Raw genomic sequence first — 14,452 nt, forward strand, 5'->3', positions numbered from 1 at the left:
ACAGACAGATGCCAAGGGGAACCCGTTCCGTGCAGACCACCGACCACCCGCGTTCTCCCACCCCCACCCCGCCGTCCCCGTCCCGTGACCACAGCATGAAAATCAAACGATTCGTCGCCGCCGACATGCGCTCGGCCATGAACCTGGTGCGCAAGGAACATGGTCCCGATGCTGTGATCCTGTCCAACCGCCGGATCGAGGAAGGCGTCGAGATCGTCGCCGCAGCCAACTATGACGAGAGCGCGGTGCAACGCGCGCTGGAAGCCTCGCGGCGCGACTTGGCTCCGCCGCCGCCGAAACCGCGCACCGCCGCGGATGCAGTGATCGCCGCGGTCACCCGTCGCCGCTCCGCGACACCGGCCCAGCAGCCGGTGACGGCCACCACATCGGCCGTGGCCGCCCTCGCCCGCGCGGCCGTCGGTGCCACCGGCCGCACCCTGGACAGTGCGGACGAGATCGTGCCCACCCGCGGCAGTTCCGGCTTCGCTGCCACCCTGGCGCGTGCCACCGTCAACGATCCGGCACTGCCGGAGCAGATCTTCGCGCCGTTCGCGAGCGCCGTCGTGGCTCCCGCACCGGCGCCCGCCAACCGCGCCCGTTTCCTGATCGACCCGCCGCAGGACGAGCATCACGAATCCCCCGCGCCGGCAGTTCTGCCGCCGCCGCTGCCGATCACCGCTGCGGCCACTGCGCAGGCCGAGTCCGTGCACCCCGAGCCGCCGTACGCGCAGGACGTTGCCGAGACCACGCCAGCCCCTGCCGCTGCCGCTGAAGCGGAGACCGCGCCGGCCCCGGCGCCGCTCCTTGCCCCGACGCCGGTACTGACGGTGGTTGCACAGGACGATGCCGAGATCCGCCAGCTGCGCCACGAAGTGGCCGGCATGCGCCAGGTCATCGAGCGCGAGATGAACCGCTTCACCGACGAGCGCCTGCGCGGCTGCCCGGTGCGGGCGACCGCCCTGGACCTGATGGACGAGTACGGATTCGATGCCGGGCTGGCCCGCGATGTGGCCATGCAGATACCGCTGGAAACCGAAGCCCACCGGGGCCGCGGGCTGATGCTGGGCCTGATCTCGCGCAGGCTGCCGATCGCGCCGGTCGATCCGCTGGAAGAAGGCGGCGTGATCGCTCTGGTCGGTCCGACCGGGGCCGGCAAGACCACCACCATCGCCAAGCTCGCCTCGCGCTTCGCCGAGAAGCACGCGCCGCGCGATGTGGCCCTGGTCACCACCGACACGCTGCGCATCGGTGCCCGCGAGCAGCTGTACGGCTATGGCCGCCAGCTCGGCATCGCGGTGCATGAAGCCAACAGCGGTACCGACCTGGACCAGCTGCTGGAGCGGCTGAAGGACTACAAGCTGGTGCTGATCGATACCGCCGGCCTGGGCCCGCGTGACCGCGCCCTGGCCGCGCAGCTGCAGTGGCTGCGTGCCGCCCGCCAGGTCCGCACTCTGCTGGTGCTGCCGGCCAATACCAGCTTTGGCGACATGGACGAGGTGGTGCGCCGCTTCGGCTCGGCCAACCTGCAGGGCCTGGTGCTGAGCAAGCTGGATGAGACCGGCCGCTTCGGCAACGCCCTGTCAGTGGCGGTAGACCACGCGCTGCCGATCACCTGGGTGACCGATGGCCAGGACGTTCCGGACGACCTGCACCGGGCCAGCGCGGCCAATCTTGTACTTCGCCTTGAAGATTTGCGCCGAGCGGCCGATATGCCCTGCAACCCGGAGTTGAACCATGCCGTCGCGTGAGTACGCCAAGCTGACCAAGACCTTCCCGCTGTCGGCCACCCGCAGCGAGCCGCTCGGCCCTGTGCGCACCATCGCCGTGACCGGCGGCAAGGGCGGCGTCGGCAAGACCAACGTCTCGGCCAACCTGGCCGTGGCGCTGGCCGGCATGGGCAAGCGCACGCTGCTGCTCGACGCCGACCTGGGCCTGGCCAACATCGACGTGATCCTGGGCCTGAATCCCACCCACACCCTGGCGGATCTGGTCGCCGGCCGCTGCTCGCTGGAAGACGTGATCGTCGAAGGTCCGAACGGCGTGCTGGTGGTGCCGGCCGCGTCCGGTCGGCGGCACATGGCCGAGCTGGCCCCGGCCGAGCACATCGGCTTGGTGAACGTGTTCTCCGAACTGGAACGCGAGCTGGACATCATGGTGGTGGACACCGCCGCCGGCATCACCGATGGCGTACTGACTTTCTGCCAGGCCGCACAGGACACCGTTGTCGTGGTCTGCGACGAGCCGGCCTCGATCACCGACGCCTACGCACTGATCAAGGTGCTGTCGCGCGAGCGCGGCGTGGACCGCATCCAGGTGGTGGCCAACATGGTGCGCGACCCCAACGAGGGCCGCGTGCTGTATGAAAAGCTGACCCGGGTCTGCGAGAAGTTCCTTGCCGATGTCTCGCTGAACTACCTGGGCTGCGTGCCGCAGGATGACTGGCTGCGCCTGTCGGTGCAGCGCCAGCAGCCGGTGGTGAAGGCCTATCCATCCAGCCCGGCGGCGCTGGCGATCACCGAGATCGCCCGTCGCACCGCCCGCTGGCAGGCCCCCACCGAGCCACGCGGTGGCGTTGAATTCTTCCTCGAGCGCATCCTCAAGCAACGCGGGGTGGCAGCATGAAAGGCGCGGCCCAGTACAGGGAAGTCCAGCGCTCGGCGGCGACCGAGGTCATCGCCCAGCACTCGGACCTGGTGCGGCGCATCGCCCATCACCTGGCCGCACGCCTGCCGGCCAGCGTCGAAGTGGACGACCTGATCCAGGCCGGCATGATGGGCCTGATCGAAGCCTCGCGCAGCTACGACGCCGACCAGGGTGCCTCGTTCGAGACCTATGCCTCGATCCGCATCCGCGGCTCGATGATCGACGAGATCCGCCGCGGCGACTGGGTACCGCGATCGGTGCATCGGCGCGCCCGCGATGCGGCCGCCACCATCCGCCGCCTGGAGCAGACCACGGGCCGTGCAGCCAGTGCCACCGAGGTGGCGGCGGCCATGGACATGCCACTGCCCGAATACCTGCGGCTGATGGAGGACGCCTCGCGCGGCCAGGTGCTGAGCCTGGAATCGCGCATCGAAGACCAGGGCGAACTGGACACCGTCGCCCAGGGCGGACCCACACCGCAGCAGGTCCTGGAACGTGGCGAATTCGGCCGCGAACTGGGCAAGGCCATCGGCCATCTGCCCGAACGCGAACAGCTGGTGCTCTCGCTGTACTACGAGCAGGAGCTGAACCTGAAGGAGATCGGCGCGGTGCTCGGCGTGAGCGAATCGCGCGTCTGCCAGATCCACGGCCAGGCCGTGCTGCGCCTGCGCGGCCGGCTGAAGATCTTCGAGGCCGCGGATGCCGGGCTTGAAGAATGAACATGCCTGCGGCGGCCACGGCCACCGCGGGCGACTGAACAACAAAGGAACTCCGCTTTGAACAAGAACATGCGCATCCTGATCGTCGACGACTTCTCGACCATGCGCCGCATCGTCAAGAATCTGCTGGGCGATCTGGGCTTCACCAACACCGCCGAAGCCGAGGACGGGCATGCCGCACTGTCGATGCTGCAGAGCCAGCCGTTCGACTTCGTGGTCACCGACTGGAACATGCCGGTGATGACCGGCATCGAGCTGCTCAAGGCGATCCGCGCCGATGCCAAGCTCAAGACCCTGCCGGTCCTGATGGTCACCGCCGAGGCCAAGCGCGAGCAGATCATCGAAGCGGCGCAGAGCGGCGTGAACGGCTACATCATCAAGCCGTTCACCGCGCAGACGCTGGAAGAGAAACTGGGCAAGATCTTCGAACGCCTGGCGGCCAGCGCCTGATGGACGCCACGGTCGACAAGAACGCCCTCGCCCTGCGCCTGCAGGAAGCCCTCGACGCGCTCGAATCCGGCGACGAGAGCGCCTGGCGCCAGCGCATCGATGCCCTGGTGGCCGCACGCACGCAGCCGATGATGAGCGGCCTGTCACGGCTGGCCCGCGAACTGGGCCAGGCCCTGGGCGAACTGCCGACCGTCCCCAGCGAGGCGGGCGAGCTGGACGACGCCTGCGCGCGCCTGGACCATGTGGTGGCGATGACCGAACAGGCCACGCACCGCACCCTGGACCTGGCCGAAGAGTGCCGCAGCCTCACCGAACAGCTGCGCGCCGAAGGCCTGCAGCCGGGGCAGGATGCGCAGCTGGAACGCATCCGCCACAACCTGACCGAGATTGCCCTGACCCAGAGCTATCAGGACCTGACCGGACAGATCATCCGTCGCGTGGTCGGCATCGTCCGCCGCGTGCACGAAGGCTTTGGCGCGCTGGGCCTGCCACCGGAGCAGCATCGCACCGATCCGGCGCTGGCCGGACCGGCACTGAAGGGACTGGACCGTCACGCGGTCTCTCAGAACGACGCCGACGACCTGTTGTCGGACCTGGGACTGTAAGCATGAGCGCGGTATCCGACGACATCACCGCCGATTTCATCATCGAGGCACAGGAAATCCTGGATCGCCTCGGCGAACAGCTGGTGTCGCTGGAACAGGCGCCGCAGGACGCCGACCAGCTCAACGCCGTGTTCCGTGGCTATCACACGCTCAAGGGCGGCGCCGGCTTCCTCGGCATCACCGCCATGGTCGAGCTGTGCCATGCCGCCGAAGAGGCACTGGGCGCCGCCCGCGCTGGCCAGGCGGTGCTGCAGCCGCATCACTTCGATGCCGCACAGCAATCCCTGGACTACCTGCAATCGATGCTGGATGCCGTGTCTTCCGGCAACGAACCCGGCTATGCCCCGCCGGACCTGATCGCCCAGTTCGACGTGCACGGCGCTGCTGCGCCGGCCGCCGCCGCTCCCGCAGCGGCCGCGCCCGCTGCCGGTGACCTGATCACCGACGACGAGTTCGAGGCCCTGCTCGATCAGCTGCACGGCAGCAACGCCCCCACCGCGGTGGCGACGCCGGCCAAGGCCGACGATGGCCTGATCAGCGAGGATGAGTTCGAAGCCCTGCTTGACCAGCTGCACGGCGGCGCCGCCCCGGGCGCGAAACCCGTGACTGCCCCGCCGGCGCCTGCACTGCCCGCACCGCGCCCCGCGGCCGCCGCGGCCAAGCCCGCGGCCAACAAGCCGGTGGCCGAGGCCGAGCACACCGTGCGCGTGGATACCAAGCGGCTGGATGCGATCGTCAACCTGATCGGCGAGCTGGTGCTGTCGCGCAACCGGCTCAAGACCCTGCGTGCGCGCCTGCGCGACGAGGAACTGGACCGCGCCGTGTCGACCCTGGACATCGCCACCGCGCGCCTGCAGTCGGCAGTGATGCGCACGCGCATGCAACCGGTCGGCAAGGTGTTCTCGCGCTTCCCCAAGGTCGCCCGCGATGTTGCCCGCTCGCTGAAGAAGGAAGTGGACCTGGAGCTGGTCGGCGCCGAAACCGAGCTTGACCGCAACCTGGTCGAGGCCCTGGCCGACCCGCTGGTGCACCTGGTCCGCAACGCCATCGACCACGGTGTGGAGATGCCCGATCTGCGCGAAGCACAGGGCAAGCCACGCATGGGCCACGTGCGTCTGTCGGCCCAGCAGGAAGGCGACTACGTCAGCATCGAGGTGCAGGACGATGGCGCCGGCATCGATCCGGAAAAACTGCGCGCGAAAGCACGCGAAAAGGGCTTGATCGACCCGGAGGCGGCGGCCCGGCTGAGCAGCGAGGAATGTCTGCACCTGGTGTTTCTGCCCGGCTTCTCCACCAAGCAGCAGGTGACCGACATCTCCGGCCGCGGCGTCGGCATGGATGTGGTGCAGTCGCGCATCCGCGAGCTCAGTGGGCAGATCCAGATCCAGTCGGAACTGGGCCGGGGCAGCCGTTTCCTGATCCGCGTGCCGCTGACCCTGGCGATCCTGCCAACCCTGCTGGTGCAGGCCGGCGAGGACGTCTATGCGCTGCCGCTGGCGCGCGTGATGGAAGTGCTGCATGCACCGCGCACCTCGCTGGGCTGGTTCGATGGCCGGGCGGTGCTGGATCGTCGCTCGCACACCCTGCCGCTGGTCGATCTGCGCCAGTGGCTGGATGTGACGCCCGCCGCCTCGGCGCTGCTCACCATCGTGGTGCTGCAGGCCGGCGAGGCGCGCTTCGGCCTGGTCGTGGACCAAGTCCGTGGGCGCGAGGAAGTGGTCATCAAGCCATTGCCGAAGGCCCTGCGCGGCCTGCGCGGCTACGCCGGTGCGACGCTGATCGGTGATGGCCGGATGGCCCTCATCCTCGACGTGGATGGCCTGCGATGACGCTCGCCGGGCATGGCCCGGCGAACCAGAAACTGTGACTACCGTCTGTACGCGATCGACCGGTGTCTCAAGTCCCATTCACACACGCCGATACCGGACCCATGGATAGACTCAGCCTCATCGGACTCTTTCTCGCCCTGGCCTCGCTGGTCGGCGGCAGCATCCTCAAGGGCGCCGGACTGGCGTCCCTGTGGTCGCCTGCGGCGTTCGTGATCGTCATCGTCGGCACCATCGCCGCGATCCTGCTGCACACCGCACCCGCCGTATTCAGGCATGCCTTCCGGATCGTGCGCTGGGTCGTGCGCCCGCCGCACAGCGATCGTCGCGAGCTGATCCAGCAGATCGTCGAGTGGAGCAACATCGCCCGCCGCCAGGGCCTGCTGGGCCTGGAAGCGCAGGTGGAAGCGCAGCAGGATCCGTTCCTGCGCAAAGGCCTGCAGCTGCTGGTCGACGGCGTCGAGCCCGAATCGATCCGGCACATGCTGGAGATCGAGCTGGGCAGCCAGGAACACCGTGACCAGGCCGCTGCCAAGGTCTTCGAGGGCATGGGCATCTATGCGCCGACGCTGGGCATCATCGGTGCGGTGCTGGGCCTGATCGCCGTCATGAAGAACCTGGCCGACCCCAGCAAGCTGGGGCATGGCATCGCCGCCGCCTTCACCGCCACCATCTACGGCATCGCGTCGGCCAACCTGCTGTTCCTGCCGATCGCCGCCAAGCTGAAGGGAGTGATCGCCCACAACAGCCGCGACCGCGAGATGGTCATCGAAGGCCTGATCTCGATCGCGCAGGGCGAGAACCCGCGGAACATCGAAACCAACCTGTCCGGCTTCCTGCACTGACATGGCCCGCCGCAGACACCACGAAGAGCACGCCAACCATGAAGCATGGGCGATCCCCTATGCCGATCTGATGACGCTGCTGCTGGCCTTCTTCGTGGTGATGTATGCGATCTCCTCGATCAACGAAGGCAAGTACCGGATCATGGCCGATGCGCTCACCGATGCCTTTGGTGGCGCGCCGCGCACCATCAATCCGGTGCAGGTCGGCAACAAGCAGGTGCAGGGGGGCGGCTGGGACAGTCCTTCGGTGATCAAGTCCGGCACCAAGATCGGCCCGTCCGCACCGGCACCCTCGCACGACCCTACCCTGCTGCCGGCCATGGCCTCGCAGATGCGCATGCCGGTCTCGGTGCACGACCAGCAGCAGATCGCCCGTGCCGAGCGCCAGCTCAGCAGCATCGCCGACCGGTTGACCGCCGCGCTGTCGCCGCTGATCGAGCGCGGCATGATCAGCGTGCGCCGCACCGAGCTGTGGATCGAAGTGGAGATCAACAGCGACATCCTGTTCCCGACCGGCTCGGCGGCGCTGGACGTGCACGCGCGCGGGACGCTGTCCAGCCTGGCCGGTGTGCTGCGCGACGTACCCAACAGCGTGCGGGTGGAAGGCCACACCGACAACGTGCCGATCGCCACCGCCACCTTCCCCTCCAACTGGGAACTGTCGGCCGCGCGGGCCGCCAGCGTGGTCCACCTGTTCGCCGACCAGGGCCTGCAGCCTTCGCGTCTGGCCATGGTCGGCTACGGCCAGTTCCGCCCGCGCGAGGACAACGACAGTGCGCAGGGTCGCAACCGCAACCGGAGGGTGATGGTCATCATCCTGGCCGACACCTCGCACTCGGTCGACCCGCTGGGCCAGCGCCTGAACGCCGCCAACGGCGCGGCCGACCCGTCCGCCGGGCCTGCGGCAACACCCGCCACAGTGCCCTCCCCGTCCCCCATCGCACCGGTGCAGTTGCCACCGGTGCCGGCTGGCAGCCGTGTCGGCGCCGCCGCTCCCCCGGCAATGAAGGAGTAAACCCATGCGCATCTGGGCAGTCGCCAACCAGAAGGGCGGAGTCGGCAAGACGACGACCACCCTGGCCCTCGGTCGCAACCTGGCCACGCAGGGCCATCGCGTGCTGCTGATCGATCTTGATCCCCACGCCTCGCTCAGCCGCGCCTTCGGCGTGCCGGTGGACCCGCCACCGACCGGCGTACTTGAGCTGTTCAGCGCACCTCCGGCCGAGCTGTCCAGCCTTTGCCACACCAGCAGCGTCAGCGGCCTGGACTACGTCTGCGCACAGCCGGCACTGGCCACGCTGGAGCGCCGCAGCGCCAACCAGCCGGGCCTTGGCCTGGCGCTGCAGAACGCGCTGGCACGGCACCAGGGCCAGCACGACTACATCCTGCTCGACTGCGCGCCCACACTCGGCCTGCTGATGATCAATGCGCTCGCGGCAGCGGACCGCCTGATCATTCCGACGCAGGCCGAGCCGCTGGCACTGCACGGGCTGGACGGCATGGTGCGCACCGGTGAAATGGTCGAGCGCTCGCGCCGGCGCCCGCTGCCGATCTCGATCCTGCCCACCCTGTTCGACCGCCGCACCCGCACCGGCAACGAATCACTGCGCAGCATGCAGGACCGTCACGGCGCACGCGTCTGGGAGGATGCGATTCCGATCGACACGCGGGTCAGCAACGCGGCCGGCCTGACCCTGCCGAGCGTCGGCGAGGACTATCCCGGCCGCGGGCTCGCGGCCTACCGTCGCGCGCTGAACTGGATCCTTGGCGAGGATGCGCGCGCGCTGGAGCAAGCCGCATGAACACCACCGGCGTGCTGGACGACTATCTGGACGAGCTGCTGGGCGAAGCGATCGCCCCGGTGGCGGCCAGCCCCGATGCAGGCAACACGGCGCTTCCGGCGGCGATCGCCGAACGCGAGCCGACCTGGGACGACCTGCCGGCAGAGGTCATCTACGAAACCGGCAGCAGCGACGTGGTGCCCGTGGATGACGCCGCTCTGGCGGCCGCCTTCGAGGCCGCCAGCCAGTCCTCTGCACCGGCATCTGCCGAACGCCAGCCGACCTGGGACGATCTGCCCGATGAGGTGATCTACGAGACCGACGGCGCGGAAAGCCCGTTGCTGGCCCACACCGACAGCCCCGCGCTGCAGGCTGCCTTCGAGGCCGCCGCCAGCGGCGAAGGGGTGGATCCGGTGGCGCCCGCGCGGATCGTGCCCCCGGCACCCGCCGCTGCGCCGCCGGTAGTGGCCGCGCCGCCGCGTGTCGCCCTCGAAGCACCCGCCGCCAGCCGCCCTGCCAGCTGGCAGGAACTGCAGGCGCAGGCCCATCGACCCGCCAACAGCCCGCATCCGCAGCACCGCCGCGCGAACGAGCGCACCTCGCGCTGGCTGCGGATGCGCTGTGGCAGCCAGGCCTATGCACTGGAACTGCTGAAAGTGCAGGAGGTGGTACTGCCGGTACCCCTGCTGCCGCTGCGCGGCACTGCGCCGGCGATGCTGGGGATCATGAACCTGCGCGGCCAGGTGGTGCCCGTGATGGACCTTGGGCTGCACCTGGGCGCAGCGGCGGCCGAGGACGACGCACAGACCCGCATCGTGGTGCTGGAGGAGGACGGCGAGACCATCGGCCTGCGCGTCTCGGCCGTGGAAGACGTCGCCAATCTCACTGATTCGCAGATCGAGCCACCGGATACCGCCCGCATCTGCCAGATCTCCAACGACCTCTTCCGTGGTGTGGCCCGCGTCAGCCAACGGCCGATGATCCTGCTCGACGCCACCCGCCTGCTCAACTGAGGCGGGGTCCACGCGTTGCCCGGGCCCGTCGGAACGGGCACGCAGGGCCTCACCGCCCCCTAAAGAACCCCTGGCGGGTGCCGATATGGATGACGGAACCGTTTGTCCGGAGCAACGATGAGCACTGTCGAACTGGGTGAGGATCTCGGCATCGAGACCAGCACCGAGCTCAAGAACCGCCTCGCCCCGCTGGTAGCGCAGGTTGGCGAGCTGACCCTGGATGCAAGCCAGGTCGGCCGCGTCCACACCGCCGCCGTGCAGGTGCTGTGTGCATTCGTGCAGGCACGCCGCGAGGCGGGCCTGGACACCGGCTTCCACGGTTGCACTGCAACCTTCCGTGACGCCGCGCGCCTGCTGGGCGTCACCCAGGCCCTGGGCCTGGACGTACCCCATGACAACCTGAAATCTGTGGAGAACGCTGCATGAGCGCACGTATCTTGGTGGTGGACGATTCGGCGTCGATGCGCCAGATGGTGTCCTTCGCCCTCACCTCGGCCGGTTTTGCCGTCGAAGAAGCTGAAGACGGCGCGGTCGCGCTCGGCCGCGCGAAGGGACAGCGCTTCAACGCGGTGGTCACCGACGTCAACATGCCGAACATGGACGGCATTGCGCTGATCCGCGAGCTGCGCCAGCTGCCGGACTACAAGTTCACGCCGCTGCTGATGCTGACCACCGAGTCCGCCGCCGACAAGAAGTCCGAAGGCAAGGCCGCCGGCGCCACCGGCTGGCTGGTCAAGCCGTTCAACCCGGAACAGCTGGTCGCTACCGTGCAGAAAGTGCTGGGCTGATCGCCCCGCACCGTTCCCCTTCTTCGCTTCCGGATCACCACTGCATGAGCATGGACCTGCAACGCTTCCACGCCACCTTCTTCGAAGAGAGCCGCGAAGGCCTCGACGCGATGGAGGCCGGCCTGCTGGCCCTGGAGTCGGGGCAGCAGGACGCGGAGATCATCAACTCGGTGTTCCGCGCCGCCCACTCCATCAAGGGCGGTGCCGGTACGTTCGGCTTCGATGCCATCGCCGCGCTCACCCACGTACTGGAAACGCTGCTGGACGAGCTGCGCGCCGGCAAGCGCGCGCTGGAAGGCCACGCGGTCGATGCGATGCTGTCGTCCGTGGATGTGCTGCGCGCCCTGCTGCGCGAGGCCGAGCACGGCCAGGCGGCCGATCCGGCGGCCGTCGCCGCGGTGAAGGCGCGGCTGGAGGCAGTGCTGTCCGGCCAGCCGGCAGCCAGCGCCCCGGCCGCGGCTGCCGCCGCAGCACCGGTGGACGATACGCCCGAAGCCTGGCAGATCGGCTTCACCCCCGCGCCCTCACTGTTCATGAGTGGCAATGATCCGCTGCGCATCATCCGCGAACTGGAACATCTCGGCTCGCTGCAGGTCGCTGCGCGGCTCGAACGCCTGCCCGGCTTCGCCCAGCTTGACCCTCTCGAAGCCCATCTTGCGTGGGACCTCGGCCTGGTCGGCAAGGTGCCGCGCAGCAAGATCGAAGACACCTTTGCGTGGGTGCTGGACGACTGCGAACTGGACATCCGTCCGGCCGCGCCGCCAAGCCTGGCCACCCGCGCCCCCGATACAACAGCCAACGCCCCTTCCACGCCCGTTGCTGCAGTACCCCCCGTTGCCGCCGCCCCTGCCGCCAGTGGCACCCCTGGCACCAGCCAGGACGCGGAAACCTCGATCCGCGTCAGTGTCGACAAGGTGGACGCGCTGATCAATCTGGTCGGTGAACTGGTCATCACCCAGGCCATGCTCAAGCAGGTCTCGCATGCGCTGGATCCGGTGCTTGCCGAGAGCCTGTTCGCCGGCCTGGATCAGCTCGAACGCAACACCCGCGACCTGCAGGAAGCCGTCATCGGCGTGCGCATGCTGCCGGTCGACGCCGTGTTCCGCCGCTTCCCGCGCCTGGTCCGCGACCTCTCCACCCGCCTCGGCAAGCAGGTCCGCCTGCGCACCATCGGTGAAGGCACCGAACTGGACAAGGGCCTGATCGAGAAGATCGCCGATCCGCTCGTCCACCTGGTCCGCAACTCCATCGACCACGGGCTGGAAATGCCGGACGTGCGCAAGGGCGCAGGCAAGGACGAGACCGGCACCATCACCCTGGCGGCGTCGCACCAGGGAGGCCACATCGTCATCGAAGTCAGCGACGACGGACGCGGCCTGGATCGCGCCAGGATCCTCGCCAAGGCGGCCGAACGCGGCCTGAGCGTCCCCGACAATCCCACCGACTCGCAGGTCTGGGACCTGATCTTCCAGCCGGGCTTCTCCACCGCCGACGCCGTCACCGATCTCTCCGGGCGCGGCGTGGGCATGGACGTCGTCCGTCGCAACATCCAGGCGCTGGGCGGTGAAGTACAGATCGAAAGCAGCCTGGGCACTGGAACGCGTACCCTGATCCGGCTGCCGCTGACCCTGGCCATCCTCGACGGCATGACCGTGGCGGTGGCGGGCGAGACGTTGATCCTGCCGCTGGCCTATGTGCTGGAAGCCCTGCAGCCGCAGCCGGAGGACATCCGCAGCATGGCCGGCGAAGGGCGCGTGCTGCGCGTGCGTGGCGAGTACCTGCCGATCCTGTCCCTCAGCGAGTACTACGGGTACGGCGCCCGCATGCCCGGCAGCGAGTCGCTGGTGGTGGTGGTGGAAGGCGACGGGCAGAAGATCGCACTGGAAGTGGACGAACTGGTCGGTCAGCAGCAGGTCGTGGTCAAGAACATCGAGAACAACTACCGGCGTATCGGCGGCGTGTCCGGCGCCACCATCCTCGGCGATGGCCGCGTTGCACTGATCGTCGACATCGGTGGGCTGGTGCGCTCGCTGCGCGTGCCGCAGGCCGCCTGAGTCCGAGCGCAGGTGATCCAGGGCCGCCGCCCCACACGGGCGGCGGCTTTCGTTTGTGTGCAGCCCGGTAGCAAGGCGAGTGTGCGCCTCCCGCTCCATTTCGTGAACTCCGTCGGCCCACGGCGCCGCAGGAAACCACCCGCGTGCAGGCCGGAACACGGCCCCTGCAACGCGTCCGCGCCGCCGTCCCTACGCATCCGGATGTGACGCCCATCCATAAAGTCCGCCGGCCGTGCGCCGCTATCTCGCAGTGACAGTCGTGACCGGACTCGCATCGGCTCCGATTCACGCTGCACTCCCCGGCCGGCACGCACGCCCGCCACTCTGCCCACCTGGAGCACCTGCATGAAGTGGTTCCACGATCTGCCCATCGCCCGCAAGCTGGCCGTGGGGTTCACCCTCACCACCCTGATGACCCTGCTGCTGGGTGCGTTCGCACTGTTGCGCCTGAGCCAGGCCAACGACCAGCTGGGGGCGATGGCCAGCAACGATATTCCGTCGGTGCAGCATCTGGGCGAAGCCCGCTCGCAGCTTGGTGAATTCCGTACCTACGAGCTGGCCCAGCTGACCATGCTGGACCAACCGGACAAGGTGGCCGACTACAACAAGCGCATGGACGCCACCGCCAAAGCCGTACGCGATGAACTGGCGGCCTATGCCGCCTTGCCGGCCCAGGACAAGGAACGCGAACTGTATCGCGCCGCCTCGGCGCAGGTGGATCGCTACTTCGCCGCCAACAAGGCCATGCGTGACGCAGTGGCCGCCGGCGACGGCATCATGGCGCAGCAGATTTCCGACGAGCAGTCGCGCCCGGCACGGCGTGAACTGTTCGACGCCCTGAAGGCACTGGGTGCCCACATCGCCGGCCTGATGGACGCGCGGATCGCCGATGCCAACGCCACCCATCGCGCCAGCATGATCGCCATCATCGGCTGCATCGTACTGCTGTCGTTGCTGGCCGCCGCGCTGGCCACGGTCATCTCGCGGGCCGTGACCGGTCCGCTCGGCAAGGCCGTGCAGGCCATCCAGGCAGTCGCCCGCGGTGACCTGAGCGTCAGCACCCGCGCCACCAGCAACGACGAGGCCGGCCAGATGCTGTCCGCCACCGCGGAAATGACCGCAATGCTGCGCCGTTTCTCCGAGCAGACGCAGCTGATGGCGCAGATGCATGCCGGACCGGATATCAGCCATCGCATCCCGGAAGACTTCCCGGGTGTCTACGGCCAGCTCGCCAGCGGCATCAATACGGTCATTTTCGAGCACCTGGACGCGATCCGCGATGCGATCGACGTACTCAACCAGTATGCCGTCGGCAATCTCGCACCGGACGCGCGCCGCCTGCCCGGCAGCCGCGCCATCCTGCATGAGTCGATGGATGCGGCCAAGTCCAGCCTGCTGGCGATCAATACGCAGATCCAGCAGCTCGCGGCCGCAGCCGCCGCGGGCGACTTCAGCCAGCGCGGCGACGCACAGCGCTTCCAGCATGATTTCAAGGTGATGATCGATCACCTGAACACCATGATGGAAGTCGCCGACAGCAATCTCGGCCAGCTCTCGCAGCTGCTGCAGTCGATCGCTGCCGGGGACCTCACCGCGCGCATGGACGGGCAGTTCAACGGCGTGTTCGCACGGATGCGTGACGATGCCAATGCCACCGTCACCCAGCTGACCCGCATCGTTGGCCAGATCCAGGCCAGCGCCTCCAGCATCACCCTGGCCGCCGGCGAA

Annotated in this window: 14 protein-coding genes; all 14 read left to right on the forward strand. The window is 68.5% G+C overall.

All coding sequences use genetic code 11. The annotated features are described in order from the left end of the window. Window positions 1-95: 95 nt before the first annotated feature. The gene (gene flhF, locus ACVOME_RS04480; RefSeq protein ID WP_460256537.1) at window positions 96-1,748 is read left to right on the forward strand and encodes a flagellar biosynthesis GTPase FlhF; all 1,653 of its coding nucleotides are present in this window, start codon (window positions 96-98) and stop codon (window positions 1,746-1,748) included. Then, the gene (locus tag ACVOME_RS04485) at window positions 1,735-2,622 is read left to right on the forward strand and encodes a MinD/ParA family ATP-binding protein (RefSeq protein WP_053520065.1); all 888 of its coding nucleotides are present in this window, start codon (window positions 1,735-1,737) and stop codon (window positions 2,620-2,622) included. Before flhF ends, ACVOME_RS04485 begins: the two co-directional genes overlap by 14 nt. After that, window positions 2,619-3,362, forward strand: coding sequence for an RNA polymerase sigma factor FliA (locus ACVOME_RS04490; RefSeq protein ID WP_053520064.1), 744 nt, complete (start codon window positions 2,619-2,621; stop codon window positions 3,360-3,362). The genes ACVOME_RS04485 and ACVOME_RS04490 overlap by 4 nt, the downstream gene beginning before the upstream one ends. Window positions 3,363-3,419: 57 nt before the next feature. Continuing rightward, window positions 3,420-3,812, forward strand: a complete 393-nt coding sequence (cheY, locus tag ACVOME_RS04495; protein WP_053520063.1) for a chemotaxis response regulator CheY — start codon at window positions 3,420-3,422, stop codon at window positions 3,810-3,812. Continuing rightward, window positions 3,812-4,417 (forward strand): protein phosphatase CheZ, encoded by a 606-nt coding sequence (locus ACVOME_RS04500; protein WP_053520062.1) that lies wholly within the window; start codon window positions 3,812-3,814, stop codon window positions 4,415-4,417. The genes cheY and ACVOME_RS04500 overlap by 1 nt, the downstream gene beginning before the upstream one ends. 2 nt (window positions 4,418-4,419) lie before the next feature. Then, a complete protein-coding gene (locus tag ACVOME_RS04505) occupies window positions 4,420-6,246 on the forward strand; it encodes a chemotaxis protein CheA (protein ID WP_262218021.1) in 1,827 nt (608 codons plus the stop codon). 101 nt (window positions 6,247-6,347) lie between these two features. After that, on the forward strand, window positions 6,348-7,088 hold the full coding sequence (locus ACVOME_RS04510) for a flagellar motor protein (protein WP_053520060.1): 741 nt from the start codon (window positions 6,348-6,350) through the stop codon (window positions 7,086-7,088). A gap of 1 nt (window position 7,089) precedes the next feature. After that, on the forward strand, window positions 7,090-8,103 hold the full coding sequence (gene motD, locus ACVOME_RS04515; protein ID WP_053520059.1) for a flagellar motor protein MotD: 1,014 nt from the start codon (window positions 7,090-7,092) through the stop codon (window positions 8,101-8,103). A 4-nt stretch (window positions 8,104-8,107) separates the two neighbouring features. Beyond that, on the forward strand, window positions 8,108-8,890 hold the full coding sequence (locus ACVOME_RS04520; RefSeq protein ID WP_111186097.1) for a ParA family protein: 783 nt from the start codon (window positions 8,108-8,110) through the stop codon (window positions 8,888-8,890). Beyond that, on the forward strand, window positions 8,887-9,882 hold the full coding sequence (locus tag ACVOME_RS04525; protein ID WP_053520057.1) for a chemotaxis protein CheW: 996 nt from the start codon (window positions 8,887-8,889) through the stop codon (window positions 9,880-9,882). Before ACVOME_RS04520 ends, ACVOME_RS04525 begins: the two co-directional genes overlap by 4 nt. Window positions 9,883-9,999: 117 nt before the next feature. Then, window positions 10,000-10,308, forward strand: coding sequence for an STAS domain-containing protein (locus ACVOME_RS04530; RefSeq protein ID WP_053520056.1), 309 nt, complete (start codon window positions 10,000-10,002; stop codon window positions 10,306-10,308). Beyond that, on the forward strand, window positions 10,305-10,670 hold the full coding sequence (locus ACVOME_RS04535; protein ID WP_005409521.1) for a response regulator: 366 nt from the start codon (window positions 10,305-10,307) through the stop codon (window positions 10,668-10,670). Before ACVOME_RS04530 ends, ACVOME_RS04535 begins: the two co-directional genes overlap by 4 nt. A gap of 44 nt (window positions 10,671-10,714) precedes the next feature. Continuing rightward, on the forward strand, window positions 10,715-12,724 hold the full coding sequence (locus ACVOME_RS04540) for a chemotaxis protein CheA (protein WP_053520424.1): 2,010 nt from the start codon (window positions 10,715-10,717) through the stop codon (window positions 12,722-12,724). A 345-nt stretch (window positions 12,725-13,069) separates the two neighbouring features. Beyond that, a partial coding sequence (locus ACVOME_RS04545) for an MCP four helix bundle domain-containing protein (protein ID WP_481504782.1) occupies window positions 13,070-14,452 on the forward strand: 1,383 nt, incomplete at its 3' end.

The sequence above is a fragment of the Stenotrophomonas sp. STEN008 genome, assembly GCF_056760435.1.